Source organism: Desulfotomaculum sp. (genome assembly GCF_982386235.1).
On sequence record NZ_CEVWQM010000005.1, the window covers coordinates 1 to 15659 of the forward strand.

Consider the following 15659-nt stretch of genomic DNA (forward strand, 5'->3'; position numbering starts at 1 on the left):
AAGCCTCCCATAATATTACTTTTCTGGATATTCACCAAAAAGATATTACCATGGGAAAGCTATACTTTTTACCATAAATGACTTATTTTAGTGGCACACTTTTCATTAGCGAAATTGGTATACTTTATTTTAGCGTTTACACCATATCGATATCCTCTTTTGAAAAAGGCATAAAAGAAGATAAAATTCAAAGCTCTGCCCTTGCCAATAGCTTAATCGATGAAAATATAAGTACATTTTTGGATAACGCCAAGGCGAACGTATCTGTTTTAGGGTCTTCAGAACAAGTGCAAGCCCTAGACTTTCCGGAAATGATGCGTATTTTTGAACAAACCAGAAAGGAAAACGGATTCCTTTATACATATATGGGTACCATTGATGGAAAAATGATTGACCCTGCGGAAGATGTAGACCCCGACTATGATCCACGAACAAGGGATTGGTACAAAGACGCAATCGAAAAGGGTGAAATGGTTGTGTCTGATGTTTATTCCGATATTGTGACCAAAGAACCCTGCATCACAATATCAATGCCTGTAAAAAATAAAGATGGCCAAATTCTTGGTGTTTTAGGGGTTGACTTAACCCTCAACAAACTGGGGGAATTTGCTAAAAAACATAAGTTTGGGAATACTGGGTATTTTTATGTGGTATTTAATGGTAAGATCATTGTTCACCCTGACATTAAAAAACTAAACATGGATTTATCTAAAAGGCCCTTCGTGATCGATGCAATGGCCGGAAAAGAAGGAATTACTGAGTTTGTGAATAGCGATGGTAATAATATGTCTATCTATTATTCTAAGATGAAATCCACAGGATGGATCATTATTACCCAACAAACTGTTGCAGAGGCTTACGGACAGGTTTATTCAACAGTTAATAAGATCGTCCTTATTTCCATTATTATTGGCATACTGATCTCATTATTGACAATGTGGCTAATTAAAAAACAGATAAAACAAATTGATTTCTTAGAGAAGGGTGCTAAATTAGTAGCCGATGGCGATATGCGAAATAGCATAGCGAAGCTCAGTAATGATGAAATGGGAAGTTTGACCGACGCGATTAACTTAATGATTGCTAACCTAAAACAAATGATCGAGAAAATTAGGGATTCTGCCAATACTTTAGACGGAACCAGCAAATCCCTGGATAACTATGGTTTAAATATCCAAAGATCTGTTCATAAGCGGACAGAAGAGATTACTCAAATAGCAGCAACGGTAGAGCAAATCTCGGCATCCTCGCAAGAAGTGACGGCTTCTGCAATGGAAATGACGAATTACACAAAGGGTGGCAAAGAAAAGATCAAAGAGGTTGTTCATGCCATGGATAATATTACCCAATCAACAAATAAAATATCGGAGGCAGTAAATAATATTAACCAAAAGGGACAGGAAATTGGAAGAATTATTGACATCATTACTAAAATAGCAGACCAAACCAACTTACTAGCACTAAACGCAGCCATCGAAGCTGCCAGGGCCGGAGAGCATGGGCGTGGCTTTGCAGTGGTGGCTGAGGAGGTTAGAAAGCTATCCGATGAAACCACCTTAGCTTCACAGAATATAACTCAATTAGTACATGATATCCAACAAAGTACAAACGCTGCAAGTGTATTGGTGGAAGAAAATGTATCTAAGGTGAAGATAGGCGACTTATCAATCGGTGAAACAGGGGTGCTGTTGGATAATATTTTTAATGTTATTGTTACCCTAAATGAACAATTCCAACAAACGAACGATGCAACCCAGGAAATGGCTGGAAGTGTTCAAAATGTAGCTTCCATGTCGCAAGAACAATTAGCTGTAATTGAGGATATGCAGGCTATGGTCCATAAGCTTTCTCTAATGGCAGAAGACTTAAAGGTTTCTGTTCAAGCATTTAAATTATAATCAGTGGACTTTCCAAAATCCGCGACAGGATATTCTGATTATGATTTTTACTTTCTGTTAATGAGGTTCTTTGCACCTAAAAATTTCATATTTTTGGTGCACCTATGGCTAACGGAAATTGGCCGCAATTCTAGATACGTGTTTGCGCTTCCCGTAGTTAATGATTGACAAACCAAGCCCCGAGATTTTTCCATCTCGTTTCTCATTCCTGCCGCGATCTGCTCGACGCTTGCTTCTCGATCCTCTTTCGCAGCAAGGCTTATAATGATTGAAACGTTGTCCGGTTTCACCGTGGCATAAATGTTTTGCAAATTCCGACTTTTCTGAACGATGCTTGCTAAATCCGTTGCCTTGAAGGACACAAATAAAGAAACCAGGATGCTGAAAGCGATGGTTGTGTGTGCTGCCCATAAACCCGTGAAAGGACGCGCGGTGCATCAGCATTTGAAGCTGCCCGAGTTGCCAGATGATGGTTGTTTTGCTTGACAAACATCACCCCGTACCATATTATACATGTATAATATGGTACGGGGTGATTACGTTGTCTTTAGCTTTTGGCATATTAGGATTGCTTAATTATAGGGATAGCACGGGCTACGACCTGACCAAGATATTTGCGGACTCGCTCAATAATTTTTGGCACGCGCAGAGTAGCCAGATTTATCGGGAGCTCAACCGCATGGAGGAAGCAGGCTTGGTTGCTTCACGCAGCATCATACAGAATGGCCGGCCAAACAAACGTCTTTATTCCATAACCGATGCCGGCAGGGCCGCGCTTTCAGAATGGCTGTGCGAGGCAAAGCCGGAAATAGAAAACCCACATCACCCCATGCTCGTACGCGTATTCTTCGGAGCGAACGATCCGGAAGCCACCCTCGCCATGCTCAAAAAATATCGTGAGCAGTGTTTGCGTATGCTCGAAACCAATTACGCCGGCATCCGCCAGAATATAGAAAATTATGCAGCCATCATACCGGACGGGCAGGAAAAAAGTAAGTATTGGCTGATGACGCTGGATTGCGGCATCGCGCAGACGCAGGCGATGGCCGATTGGGCCGAGCACTGCATTGCGCAAATAGAAAAGGAGATGGCATAATGAATGTTCTTATCCTTTGCGACCGCGACAGTACCGGTACCGCAGGCTTTGACCTGCGCGAGCAGGTGGAAAAAACGGTCAAAGAGACGGGTGGCATCGTGCAGACAGTTGTATTGAACAGCGATGAAATCAAACCGTGTCTCGGTTGCTTTGGCTGCTGGGTCAAAACCCCGGGTCTTTGCGTCATCACGAACGACTGTGCAAACGATGTGTCTCGCGAACTGATGCGGGCTGATGCTGTAGTGATACTTTCCAAATTGACCTACGGCGGCTTCAGCCCCGACGTAAAGGCTGCCCTTGATCGGTGCATTCCCAACATATCACCGTTTTTTGAAATATATCATGGCGAGATGCACCACAAGATGCGATACGAGAGCTTCCCATACTGGATCACCATTGGATATGGCGACAGTACGAGGGATGAGCGCGAACTATTCCGGGAGCTGACCGATCGAAATGCCCTGAACATGCGGCCGCCGAAACATTTCTGCATCACAATGCCAAATGCCGATGAATGCTCGGATGCGCTGCAGGTTTTAGGGCAGATTTTATCAGAGGGGGTGCGCACATGAACCGCATTGCTGCATTAAACGCAAGCCCGAAAACAACAAAAAGTGTTTCCGGCATGCTGATAGAGAAGATGGAAGGAATTCTGAACTTAAAAATTGACGCCTATCAGGCAACGCAGCTTATTCGGCAGGAGAAAATCTCTGAGTCAATAGCCGAAATCTTCACTGCCGATGCACTGCTCATCGTGTTCCCTCTGTACGTCGATTCGTTGCCGGCGCCACTCATAAAGCTGCTCACGATCATGGAGGAAACGGCCAAGGCGGCGAACTTGCCGCTGCCCGTGGTTTATGCAATCTGCAACTGTGGCTTTTATGAGGCGGAGCATACGAGGCCCGCTTTGCACATGCTACGCCATTTTGCGCTTCGCGCCGGGCTTACCTGGGGATATGGCATCGGAATCGGCGGCGGCGGTTTTGTGCAGTCAACAAGCAAAAACATGGCAAAAGGGCCTGGGGCAAACATTTATGCCGCATTGTGCACGCTGGGCGAAGTGATCCGCAACAACAGCGCGGAAGAGCGTGAGGATGTGTTTGTCATGCCTAAAATTCCTCGTTTTCTGTACAAAATAGGTGGAAATATTGGCTGGCGTCAAATGGCAAAGCAAAACGGCGTCGGGCGCAAACTTCACGCGAGGCCACACAGTCAATAATCGCTTGATAAAAGTATGATTCATGGAGGAATAAGAGTGAGATATATAATAACGAATAAGGCAGCCTGGGAAGAAGCATTTGAGCGTAGAAAAAATAATTGGGGTGATGATAATTATAAAATCCTATTGAATGAAAAACTTCCATTTTTAAATGCCGATGTTTTAAATGAACTTGAAAAAATTGATTTTAAGGGGAAAACGATTGCTCAATTCTGCTGTAATAACGGTCGGGAATTGTTATCGATGATGCAGTTAAATCCAAGTTACGGAGTTGGTTTTGATATTGCTGAAAATATTATTACGCAAGCGACGGAAACGGCGAGAAAAGCAAAAATAACGAAATGTGATTTTGTTGCAACGAATATCCTAGATATTGATGAAAGCTATCAAAATCATTTTGATTTCATTTTCTTTACAATTGGGGCGATTACTTGGTTTAAAGATTTAGCCTTGTTATTTGAAAAAGTATCAAAATGCTTAAAGCCAAATGGACTACTACTTATTCATGACTTTCATCCATTTATGAATATGCTTCCGTTACCGGGAGAAGATGGATTTGACGAGGTCAATTTGAACAAAATTACTTATTCATATTTTCGAAAAGACCCTTGGATTGAGAACAATGGTATGGGCTATATGACCCCACAATATGAATCAAAAACATTTACAAGTTTTTCACATACTTTATCCGATATCATTAATTCGGTAGTTACTGCCGGAATTGCAATTAAAAAACTGAATGAATATAATTACGATGTAGGGCTGACAAATGCATATGATAGCAAAGGCTATCCATTGTCTTTTATTTTACTCGCTCAAAAATACTAATTTATTTGCTGTATTCTTTTCTGCCTTACTGTACGGTATTAAGCATAATACATATAGATTAAAAATAAAGTAATTGGATTGAATACTAACAGTTCCAATTGAGAATTAGCAAGGTCCTATGCCTTGCTTTTTTTGGTTTTAGTAATCCGATTGCCACCAATGGCAGGTTGAATAGCGATGGAGAGGAAGATAAGGCTTATCTTCCTTTTTGGCTTTGGCAAAAGCTTCCTCTTAAATTATTCTTAAGAATATTCTGTATTGCAATTTGAGATATCTTTTGTAAATATTCAATTTCGGTTGAATTATAAAGATTGAGGATGGACTCGACAGCTCGCTTGTCACCCAATTGCCCGAGCGCTTCCACAACAAATGCAAGTACCTCCGGGTCTTTTTCACTTGCCAGCCGATCAATCATTGGTAAAACCGCTTTCTTTTCACACATCTGTCCTAAAGTCGATGCCACTCTTCCGCGAACCAAGGGTTGAGCATGGGCGAGAGACCGTATTAAAGGAATTACGGTTGCCTTTCCTATATTTATTAGAGCTATTTTTACACGTTCAGCAAGGTTGCTGTCTTCATACTTAAATAATTCAATAAGTGGTAATGTAGCACAATGGTTACCTATATTTCCCAAGGCAGATGCAATATCACACATTACCAGTACATCCTCTTCTTTATTCAGCAAAGATATTAGCGGCTGAATAGCTATCGGGTCACCGATTTTACCAAGAGCTTCAACGATGCCACAACGTACAGTTGTGTTATCTTCTTTATTCAGCAACTCAATCAGTTGCATGGCTGTACCAGGAACTTTGATTTTACCAAGGGCTATCACGACTTCTCTACGTACCCGATCATCCTTATCTTTTATGGCTTCCAGAAGCGGCGCTAGGCCATCTTTTACTTTTAATTCCCCTAGAACCCAGGTTGCACCTAATCTTATTTCACAATCCTCACTTTTTAAAGCATCGCCAATCTGCCGAATTACTTTTTCACCATTTTCAGCCAGGCACTTTAAAAATTCCTGACAAATGTCATGATTACTTACGGTTTTAAACATGCATTGATTTCGTACGGTTGCCTTAACTAAATGCAGCAATCCCGGATCATTGGTTATTTTCACCTGGCCCTTTAACTCTAGGGATCTTCTCAAATTCTGCGATTGTTCTTTCATAAAGGCTCTTCTTAGTTTATTTATTTCTTCCCGATCCTCTTCCGTTAAAAACCCTGGTTCAACGGTATCTAATATGATTGATCTTTCGTATTCGGAAGCCCGAATGGCCTCCCAGTTGTTCACTTTGGGACGAGCCGTTCCTAAGGCCGCCACCACTCGGCTGGTTACTAAAATATATCCTGCAAAGAAAATATCACTACCATCCCAGTTGTTTTCATTAAAAAAGATACCCTTTTTGACGATATCTGGTTTTGCGAACAATGAATTTGGTTTAGCAACAATTTTAGAGCGAGAATAATCAATTGAACGAACCTTAGAGGTAACCGCAAAACCATGATATCCCTTAATTAAATGACCACTTTTATCAGATAAATTAATTGCATAGGTCTTCCAGCCTGTGAATTTATTAATTGTAAACAATTCTACGATGCGATCTGAAACAAGAAAGCCGTCACTTGTCCAAATAAAATCATCGGGAACAGTTTTACCTCCTATATATCGGTAGGGAACAGGTAGAGGTGGCTTTAGATCCCCCCTTAACAGATTTATTTTGTCTTTACAACTTAAATAAAGTATGTCTTCTGCTAACGTAGCCTTAAAGGCTCTAGCCCTAATTCCAACTTGCAGCACAAAGATATCCTTTTCTAAATTTATGTTTGGATTTTTAAAAGTACAGGCAGCCTTTGGACGAAATCTTAGAAGTGCTTCATTTAAAATTTGCCGTATATCTTCAGAATGTTCATCTTCCTTTAATTTTTCAAGGTAGTTTAAAGCCCTCTTATCTCCAATTCGACCGAATGTATCGACTATCAGCATTCGCACATAATTATTTTCTTCTTTAAGCATTTTTATCAACGGCTCAACTGCCAACTCTCCAATTTCAACCAAAGCCATTGCGGCCCGCCAACTAACGATCCGATCCGGATCCATTAATGCACATAACAAGGGTTTAACTGCTTTTGCAGATCCCGTTGATCCCAATGCCATTGCTACGAATCCTTGTTCATTCATGCTTTTATCATTTAGTAACGCCGCAAGGGGTTCTACTGCAACGTCCCCCATCATCCCAAGTGATTTGGCAGCAGCCCAACGTTCTTTACCTCTTAGCATATTTAGCAAAGTAGGTAATGCGGTTGAGTCTCCTAGTTCACCCAAAGCAATGATGGCATCTAAAGAACTTCCGTGTTTTTTTACATCGTTAAGAATGGGTTTTACTGCTCTTTTGTCTCCAATTTTACCTAATGCTCTGATAGCATCTAATCGGATAGCTGTATTCCCCTCATTTAATGAATTTATGAGGGGTAATACAGCTTCTGGATCGCCGATTTCCCCCAAGGTGTTTGCAACCCTTGTAAAAATAATATCATTACCATCTTCAAGACAAGTTTCTAGCAAGCGAACAAGGGGTTTCACTGTCTGGGTTCCAATCTTAACCAAGGCTTTTGACACTTCATCGCTGATTGGGTAGTTGTCCTGGTTTGATAGAACGTTTATCAAGGGTAGCACAGCACTTTGCCCCATTTTTCCTAATGCCTCAACCGCATTATTTTTTACCACCCGTTCTTCGTCCAATAGTGCATCAATAAGCGGAAAGACAGCGGCGGCATCACCAACTTCACCCAGTTCTTTAGCGGCCTTTGCACGGGTTCTCCAGTACACATCCTTCAGGTTTTTAATTAATGTTTCCATCGCGTTTCCCTGCCATTTCTATACATATCATTAATAATAGCTAAGTAATAATTTGAGAGTAACATAGAGCCTAAATTTGTCAAGAATTTTACATTTTGAACTAAATCAAGGGCAAGATGCGGAGAACATTTTGACATTAACAGAATAATTGTTTAACCATAGAAGTTTTAGAAATATGAGATTCTTTGCAGAAAAAACAGTAACCAAATTTTAAAGCATTTCATAATTAGTATTAGTGGGAGAAAAAAGTTAGTTTAATGCAACTATCTTACCTGAAGTTAACTCAGTCTACAGGTAGTACTTGAAAGTCCAGGAAAAAATTTAGGCAAAAGTTAGCCGAGACTAAGTTTTTAGATTAAAGGAGGTATAAAAGATGAAAAGCAATCGTGGGGATCTAAGGAAGCAATATAATGCACGGTAAAAGTTAGTCGAGGCTAAGAATATTACTTAATAGTCAATGAAGGTACTGGAACACATAGGATACATCATAATAAGTGTCATTATCAATCAAATTATGAGAAGGGAGATAATACATTGAAAAAGTTAATTGGCTGGATTTGTATACTTGCCCTAGTAAGTATGGCCCTTGTAGGCTGTGGAAATCAGGGGGGTCAAAGGGATGACGGGAAACTAAATATCGTTGCTACTACAACGATGTTGGCAGATGCTGTTAAGGTTATAGGTGGAGATAACGTGAACGTTGAATGCTTAATGGGACCTGGAATAGATCCGCATCTTTATAAAGCTAGCGCAGGGGATGTAGCCAAAATGCAACGGGCAGATATGATTATATATAACGGACTCCATTTAGAGGGGAAAATGGGCGAGATATTTGAAGGTATGACAAAACAAAATAAAGCTGCCTTAGGGGCAGCAGAGACCATTTCCGAGGATAAGCTAATTACTGGGGACAGTGGAGGTGGTAATCATGATCCCCATGTATGGTTTAATGTAGAGCTTTGGATAGAAGTAGTAAAGGAAATTGAAAAAACATTAAGTAATTATGATCAAGATAATAAAGAGACATATAAAGCAAATGCTGATAATTATATCAAGGAATTAGGAAGCCTTCATGCATATGTAGAAAAAAGAGTTGAAGAAGTACCAGGAGAGAAACGAGTATTGATCACAGCCCATGATGCTTTTGGTTATTTTGGTGATAAATATGGATTCGAAGTTATGGGACTTCAAGGTTTAAGTACAGCAACGGAAGCTGGAACAGCAGATGTAAAAAAATTAGCAGATTATATTACGGAAAATAAGATACCAGCTATCTTTGTAGAATCCTCCGTACCTCCTAAAAATATTGAAGCTTTGCAGGATGCAGTTGCTGCTAGAGGTTTTAAGGTAGAAATAGGTGGAGAGTTATTTTCTGACTCCCTGGGTGACCCAGATAGTGAAGAAGGAACCTATATAGGTACAGTAAGGCATAATATCGACACAATTGTTGATGCATTAATTAAATAGGGGAGGATAATCATGGATAATATAGCAGTGAAAGTGAATGACTTAACGGTTGCATATCATAAAAAGCCTGTACTATGGGATATAGACTTAAAAATACCCTTAGGGGTTTTGATGGCGGTTGTTGGGCCTAATGGGGCAGGAAAGTCCACCTTACTAAAAGCCATGCTAAACCTAGTTAAACCTCTTACTGGTAGGACTTTCTTTTGGGGAGAGTCTTACCAGGTTAATAGGAAGAGAATTGCCTATGTTCCTCAGAGGGGTAGTGTAGATTGGGATTTTCCCACAAATGTATTAGATGTTGTTACGATGGGAACCTATGGAAAGCTAGGTTGGTTTAAACGTCCGAGAAAAGAGGAGAAAGAAAAAGCCATTGAAGCCCTTGATAAAGTAGCTATGCTTTCCTATAGCAATAGACAAATTAGTCAACTCTCAGGAGGACAACAACAAAGAGTGTTTTTAGCGAGAGCATTAGTACAGGATGTGGATCTATATTTTATGGATGAACCTTTTCAGGGAGTAGATGCGAAGACGGAAAAAGCAATCGTGAAACTGCTAGAAGAACTAAAAAATATGGGGAAGACGGTTGTAGTGGTACATCACGATTTACAGACAGTAATGGAGTATTTTGATTGGGTGACGTTCCTAAATACAATCCTTATCGACTATGGTCCAATCTATAAAGTATTTACAGAAGAAAATCTTAAAAAAACTTACCGAAGTGCCATTGATAGTTTTTACAAGAATAATAGGAAAGTAATCTAAATGGAACTATTATTCAATTTGTTCTCGGATTATACGTTAAGGATTGTGGCATTCGGTTCAAGTCTACTAGGAATTACCAGTGGAGCCATCGGGTGCTATGCAGTAATAAGGAAACAAAGCCTTATTGGAGATGCCGTATCCCATGCTGCACTACCTGGCATCGGACTGTCTTTTCTACTTATAGGTTCTAAGGATACCGAATGGTTATTGCTGGGAGCATTTATTGCGGGATGGATAGCTACATTTGTCATACTCAATATAAATCGGTTAAGTAGGATAAAATATGACAATGCCTTAGCTATGATTTTAGCTGTGTTTTTTGGATTGGGCTTGGTTATTTTAACCTATATTCAAAAAATACCTAATTCTAACCAAGCCGGATTGGAAAAATTCCTGTTTGGTCAGGCTTCTACCTTATTGCAAAGAGATGTTATGCTTATGGGCATTGTAGCACTCTTGACATTATTGCCGATGATATTTCTTTGGAAGGAATTTAAGCTACTCAGCTTTGATCGTGTTTTCGCCGACACAATAGGATTTTCTACTAAGAAACTAGATTTGATATTAACTACCCTAATCGTGATATCAATTATTGTAGGCTTACAAACTGTAGGGGTAGTATTGATGAGTTCAATGTTAATTGCCCCGGCAGTGGCAGCAAGACAATGGACGGATAGATTATCCGTCATGGTTATTCTATCCTCCATTTTTGGAGCTACAGCAGGGATTTGCGGCACACTCATCAGTTCATCTATAAATAATATGCCAACTGGACCCATGATCGTAGTGGTGATTACCCTTATTGCATTTGTATCCCTATTATTCGCACCAAATAGGGGGTTAATTTGGAAAAAAGTCAGAGATAACAAAAATAAAAAAGAAATCAATAGCACCATTGTACTCAGTATTTTATACAACCTAGGGGTAAAGCATAAAAAAATTTTTAATGCCCATGATCTAAATACACTTATGCTTGAAAAGGGAGGACTTAAATATTCTAAAAAGAACTTACGAAAGGAGCTAGACAAATTAAAAATATCAGGATTGGTGAACAAACACGGAAAAAATTTATGGGCAATCAGTAAAAAAGGGATAGATAAAATCAGAGCATTGGATTATGTAAATGGTGGTGAGAGTTACCATGACTAGTCCTCAAATAGAGATACAATTAATTGCGATTATTGTGTCAGTGGCTTGTGTTATTCCCGGCGTATTTTTAATATTAAGAAGAATGTCGATGATGTCGGATGCAATCAGCCATACCATTTTGTTAGGGATTGTGCTAGCGTTTTTTGCAACACATGACTTGACTTCACCATTATTAATTGTGGGAGCAGCCTTGATGGGTACGCTAACGGTTTATCTAATCGAAGTTATTAATAATACACAGTTGATTAGTGAAGATTCATCTATTGGGTTGATATTTCCTTTTCTTTTCAGTATAGGGGTAATTCTGATAAGTATGTATGCAGGGGATGTGCATTTAGATACCGATGCGGTACTATTAGGTGAAATTGCATTTGCTCCGTTTAATAGACTCGTAGTTGGGGGTACAGATATAGGTCCTAAAGCATTATATGTGATGGGAAGTATTTTAGTATTGAATGTAGTCTATTTATTGCTGTTTTACAAAGAATTGAAACTAACCACATTTGATAAGAAGTTGGCTGCGGTGCTAGGTTTTTCTCCAATCTTCATACACTATTCGTTGATGTCTTTAGTATCCATAACAGCAGTGGGTGCATTTGATTCGGTAGGTTCAGTATTGGTTATAGCCTTTATGGTAGGACCTCCTGCTTCAGCTTATCTAATAACAGATGACTTAAAAAGAATGATATTTTTAAGTATTGCTATAGGAATACTCAGCGCCATATCAGGGTATTGGTTAGCTGCATTATTTGATGTTTCTATTGCAGGGTCTATGGCAGTGATGGTTGGGATGATCTTTCTTATCGTATTTATCCTGACCCCTGATAGAGGACTGTTATCGATTATCAAAAGAAGGAAGAAACAGAAATATGAATTTGCCAATATATCTTTTCTGATGCATATCATGCGTCATGAAAATACAGATATGGAAAAGAACGAATCTTCTATAGAGACAATTCACAATCATCTCCAATGGGATCGTAAATTTCTAAATGAGATATTAAGTATAGCTAAAGAGAATAAATATATCACGATCAATGAAAAGGGAATCATTACAGCAACAAGAGAAGGGAGGAAAATTGCCGGAACCTATTATTATGATTGGGTAGAAAGGACATAAACAATGTTACCACCTGCACAGAATAGCGGCAAGAAATTATTGCCGGTGGCAAGGATAAAAAATATATAATAGGCAGAAAAAACGACAACAAATGTGGAAAAGCCGTCGCCTTATCTCGGTTAAAGGCATATTCACGATTAAGAATTTGAAATAAAAAAACCGGGTGTGTCCCGGTAGTGCGAAAGCTATAAGTAGCTGTAAACGAATTAGGAGCTCCTTATCGTTTAGTGTCGCTCCCATATAAAGGATCTTTACACTCCCCTTGCCGATTTGACTTGGGGAGTGTTTTTGATGTTTTGGCTATGTTATATCTTGTTGTTGATATTTTAGGATGTTTTAGGATTAACTCTTCTTTTGTGAATTGGCATGCTTTTCCGAATAAATTCTGGGTATTTTGAAAGCATATGTTTAGCACAATGGGGAAGTTATTTAACCCACCCTGGCACCGTAAGAACTTGCAAAAGCGATAGCTTGAGCAAAGTCCAAGCGTACCCCTTTAATATCAAAAGATTTAAAATCGATCCCATCGAGTTTTGCTCCTCGTAAGTCAGCACCATGAAGTCGTGCTTTTCTAAGATTAGCACGGGTAAGGTCAGCATCCCGTAAATCTACTTTTTCTAAATTACATTCGGATAAATCTGCTTCCGCAAATCGAATATTGCGCAGGTGTTGTTTTTTTAAATGAGTATGGCGTAGGTTGGTATAGGACCAATCCCCACCTTTTATGGTTATTCCACCTAATTGTGCACTTGTAAAATCGGAACCGATCATTTTACAATCCTCAAACGTGGCTACAAAGAGATTTGCCCTACCAAAAAGACAATTTGTAAAAGCAGAATCTTTGTGCGAAGAAGTTTGTAAAGAGGCCTCAGTAAAATCACAATCTACAAATTGGCAATGTGTAGTTAAAACTTCTTCCAGTTGTGCTCCTCTAAAGCTACACCGGGTAAATATACAGTTGTGCAATTCTCCTTCTCTTAATTCTGCATTACTAAAGTCTTTTTCTACGTATTTCTGATCAATCTGTTGATACATCTTACCTTCCTCCCAGTTACTATTTTAACATGGCCTTTTTTGGATTGAGTTAATGTGCGTTGCATTCAAATTGTACAACATGTCCTGCCTGGAAACTATTTTTCTGGTTTCCACGCAGTAATCCGAATAGCCTAAATTCCGAAATTTTCCGAAGCTACCGAGTAAGGCCGCACCCTAATTCATTAGACTGTGACCTGCATTTAAGAAAAGGGACTAGCCCCTTGGATTCTAAGTGACCGGTTAGTGACCGTCGCATTATGAATGCAGGATTTAACTAGCATATCCTTCTTAGCGTGTAAACACCTGTCTAAGCCGTTAATGTTATACCCCATTATAGAATGTCTGTTCGTTTTCTGCAAATATCAACATTGAAATTTAACATGCCAATGCTTTACGTAAGTGAAGCGTAATGTAAATATCACCACTGGTCAAATTGCCAGTGGTGATTCGTGTTTAATAATATTCAGGTCTTTTTATTATTAACCTTGGAAAAGGAAACTTAAACTTTAAAACGGCTGACGATGGTATTTAAATCACCGGCAAGTTTTGCTAAAGTTTCCACGGAAGCGGTAACTTCTTCCATTGCTGCTGTTTGTTCTTCGGTAGAAGCCGCTACATTTTGCACACCGGAGGACATCTGATTAGCAGCAGATACTAAATCATTTACCTGGGAAGACAAGTTTTGAGTACCTTCAACAATAACACAAAAATAATTTCCAGACTGTTGAATCAGGGTTGAGCCGCTCTCAACCTCTTGTTTGGCTATTGCCATGCTATCGACAGCTTTTTGAGTATACGATTGTATGGCCTTGACAAGGGTGGCGATATCTTTGGTGGCATTGCTGGATTGTTCAGCAAGTTTTCTAACTTCCTCTGCAACTACCGCAAAACCTTTGCCATGCTCCCCTGCTCTGGCGGATTCGATGGCAGCATTTAACGCTAATAGATTGGTTTGTTCGGCAATGTTGGTGATTAAATCAACCATTTGATAAATCTCTTGGGATTTATTATTGACTTGATTAAAAGCCAAGCTTACTTCATAGGAGGCCTGATTAATGTTTTGCATTTGTTCGATCGATTTCGTAATACCATTGTTACCTTCAATCGCATTACTGGCACTCTTTTCCGCCACTTCTCCTATCGTGATCATGTTAGTGGTAACTTCATCTACCGTGGTAGCGATTTCAATCATCGTAGCGGAGGTTGCATTAGCACCTGCCGTTGTTTGCTGAGCCTGATTATTCAGTTGCCCGGCAGAACTATTTAAATAACCAGCAGCATTCTTAATATCTTCTATAATTTGTTTTAGGTTTTCCCTTGTTCCGTCAATTGCTTCAGCCAACTGTCCAATTTCCGATGTATCATGTTTAACAAGTACGGAAGTGGTTAAGTCGCCTCCAGCCATTGCTAACATGGTATCTTTCAGTGATATTAATGGCCGGATAATTTTTCTAGATGAAATATATAGGTAAATTGATATGGTAACAGCCGTAATGATCACCAATGTTATCATTAGAAAAATATAAAAGGCTAATTGCTTTTCTGCCTCGGCTAATTCATTTTCCGCTCGCGTATTCATTTTTTCTTGAAATTCCGCTATCGGTTTCGTAATAAGAGTTTTCTTTTGATCGTATTCTTTACCAAACATAAGCTCTTGGGCTGTTTTAAAATCTGCTGCTTCAACTGCCTTCATAGCAGCATCTTCAATTTGAACCAGTGCATCTGAATTTTGTTTAGCTTTTTCAATAAGGTCTAATTCTTCTTTAGGGGTATTTAATTCTTTTAGTCTTTCAACTACGTTATCCCTGGTTTTCGTTTCAGTTACTTCTCGCCAATAGTTGTTATAATGTTCTTTTTCTCCAAAAACAACATACCTCTGTGCTTCATTGGTTAAATAATCGGAAGCATTGGATACGTCAAAACCGAGTTGTTTTAATTCCGCTTTTCGAACCTCCGCTAACTGTACTTGTTTAAAAGTAGTCTCTGTCAATATGGCACTTATAATCAGAAGTATGCATAAAATCAAAGATATACCCCCAAATAGGAGTGTCAAGGTTGACTGTTTCATTGCGCCCTTGGCCATGCTTAAAATCCTCCTCTGTGTTTAATTGAGTGAAATTTCACAATATGTTTTTCAGTATGTCATTTGCATAAAAATAAATCAATGTGGTTTACGATAATTTTATGGAAAAGTCATAAAACAGTAAGTTAAATGGGGAATT

Annotated in this window: 13 protein-coding genes; 9 read left to right on the forward strand and 4 right to left on the reverse strand. The window is 39.3% G+C overall.

Annotated features, from left to right (window positions below):
- Positions 1-77: 77 nt before the first annotated feature.
- A complete protein-coding gene (locus AC1U9Z_RS03960; protein ID WP_479955811.1) occupies positions 78-1898 on the forward strand; it encodes a methyl-accepting chemotaxis protein in 1821 nt (606 codons plus the stop codon).
- 108 nt (positions 1899-2006) lie between these two features.
- On the opposite strand, the gene AC1U9Z_RS03965 is transcribed toward AC1U9Z_RS03960, so the two are convergent.
- Positions 2007-2387, reverse strand: a complete 381-nt coding sequence (locus AC1U9Z_RS03965; RefSeq protein ID WP_479955813.1) for a hypothetical protein — start codon at positions 2385-2387, stop codon at positions 2007-2009.
- Between the two features lie 52 nt (positions 2388-2439).
- On the opposite strand from AC1U9Z_RS03965, the gene AC1U9Z_RS03970 reads away from it, so the two are divergent.
- The 4 genes from AC1U9Z_RS03970 to AC1U9Z_RS03985 are packed head-to-tail and all read left to right on the forward strand — an operon-like array spanning position 2440 to position 5041.
- Positions 2440-2994, forward strand: coding sequence for a PadR family transcriptional regulator (locus tag AC1U9Z_RS03970; protein WP_479955815.1), 555 nt, complete (start codon positions 2440-2442; stop codon positions 2992-2994).
- The gene (locus AC1U9Z_RS03975; protein WP_479955817.1) at positions 2994-3566 is read left to right on the forward strand and encodes an NAD(P)H-dependent oxidoreductase; all 573 of its coding nucleotides are present in this window, start codon (positions 2994-2996) and stop codon (positions 3564-3566) included. Before AC1U9Z_RS03970 ends, AC1U9Z_RS03975 begins: the two co-directional genes overlap by 1 nt.
- Positions 3563-4213, forward strand: coding sequence for a hypothetical protein (locus AC1U9Z_RS03980; RefSeq protein ID WP_479955819.1), 651 nt, complete (start codon positions 3563-3565; stop codon positions 4211-4213). Before AC1U9Z_RS03975 ends, AC1U9Z_RS03980 begins: the two co-directional genes overlap by 4 nt.
- Positions 4214-4249: 36 nt before the next feature.
- On the forward strand, positions 4250-5041 hold the full coding sequence (locus AC1U9Z_RS03985; RefSeq protein WP_479955821.1) for a class I SAM-dependent methyltransferase: 792 nt from the start codon (positions 4250-4252) through the stop codon (positions 5039-5041).
- Positions 5042-5237: 196 nt separating this feature from the next.
- On the opposite strand, the gene AC1U9Z_RS03990 is transcribed toward AC1U9Z_RS03985, so the two are convergent.
- Positions 5238-7904, reverse strand: a complete 2667-nt coding sequence (locus tag AC1U9Z_RS03990; protein ID WP_479955823.1) for a HEAT repeat domain-containing protein — start codon at positions 7902-7904, stop codon at positions 5238-5240.
- 579 nt (positions 7905-8483) lie between these two features.
- On the opposite strand from AC1U9Z_RS03990, the gene AC1U9Z_RS03995 reads away from it, so the two are divergent.
- From AC1U9Z_RS03995 to AC1U9Z_RS04010, 4 genes are read left to right on the forward strand one after another with little or no spacing between them, the layout of a single operon-like run.
- Positions 8484-9371 (forward strand): metal ABC transporter solute-binding protein, Zn/Mn family, encoded by an 888-nt coding sequence (locus tag AC1U9Z_RS03995; RefSeq protein ID WP_479955939.1) that lies wholly within the window; start codon positions 8484-8486, stop codon positions 9369-9371.
- 12 nt (positions 9372-9383) lie between these two features.
- The gene (locus AC1U9Z_RS04000; protein ID WP_333532700.1) at positions 9384-10133 is read left to right on the forward strand and encodes a metal ABC transporter ATP-binding protein; all 750 of its coding nucleotides are present in this window, start codon (positions 9384-9386) and stop codon (positions 10131-10133) included.
- Entirely contained in the window at positions 10134-11282 is a 1149-nt protein-coding gene (locus AC1U9Z_RS04005; protein WP_333532701.1) for a metal ABC transporter permease, read from the forward strand.
- Entirely contained in the window at positions 11275-12402 is a 1128-nt protein-coding gene (locus tag AC1U9Z_RS04010) for a metal ABC transporter permease (RefSeq protein WP_479955825.1), read from the forward strand. The genes AC1U9Z_RS04005 and AC1U9Z_RS04010 overlap by 8 nt, the downstream gene beginning before the upstream one ends.
- Before the next feature lie 429 nt (positions 12403-12831).
- On the opposite strand, the gene AC1U9Z_RS04015 is transcribed toward AC1U9Z_RS04010, so the two are convergent.
- Together AC1U9Z_RS04015 and AC1U9Z_RS04020 are read right to left on the reverse strand one after the other, a co-directional pair.
- Positions 12832-13437 (reverse strand): pentapeptide repeat-containing protein, encoded by a 606-nt coding sequence (locus AC1U9Z_RS04015; protein WP_479955827.1) that lies wholly within the window; start codon positions 13435-13437, stop codon positions 12832-12834.
- 499 nt (positions 13438-13936) lie between these two features.
- Entirely contained in the window at positions 13937-15463 is a 1527-nt protein-coding gene (locus AC1U9Z_RS04020) for a methyl-accepting chemotaxis protein (RefSeq protein ID WP_479955829.1), read from the reverse strand.
- Positions 15464-15659: the final 196 nt, after the last annotated feature.

Coding starts and splice junctions, on each gene's coding strand:
- AC1U9Z_RS03960 (WP_479955811.1), top strand. CDS start 78: ATGACTTATTTTAGTGGCACACTTTTCATTAGCGAAATTGGTATACTT.
- AC1U9Z_RS03975 (WP_479955817.1), top strand. CDS start 2,994: ATGAATGTTCTTATCCTTTGCGACCGCGACAGTACCGGTACCGCAGGC.
- AC1U9Z_RS03980 (WP_479955819.1), top strand. CDS start 3,563: ATGAACCGCATTGCTGCATTAAACGCAAGCCCGAAAACAACAAAAAGT.
- AC1U9Z_RS03990 (WP_479955823.1), bottom strand. CDS start 7,904: ATGGAAACATTAATTAAAAACCTGAAGGATGTGTACTGGAGAACCCGT.
- AC1U9Z_RS03995 (WP_479955939.1), top strand. CDS start 8,484: ATGGCCCTTGTAGGCTGTGGAAATCAGGGGGGTCAAAGGGATGACGGG.
- AC1U9Z_RS04000 (WP_333532700.1), top strand. CDS start 9,384: ATGGATAATATAGCAGTGAAAGTGAATGACTTAACGGTTGCATATCAT.
- AC1U9Z_RS04005 (WP_333532701.1), top strand. CDS start 10,134: ATGGAACTATTATTCAATTTGTTCTCGGATTATACGTTAAGGATTGTG.
- AC1U9Z_RS04010 (WP_479955825.1), top strand. CDS start 11,275: ATGACTAGTCCTCAAATAGAGATACAATTAATTGCGATTATTGTGTCA.
- AC1U9Z_RS04015 (WP_479955827.1), bottom strand. CDS start 13,437: ATGTATCAACAGATTGATCAGAAATACGTAGAAAAAGACTTTAGTAAT.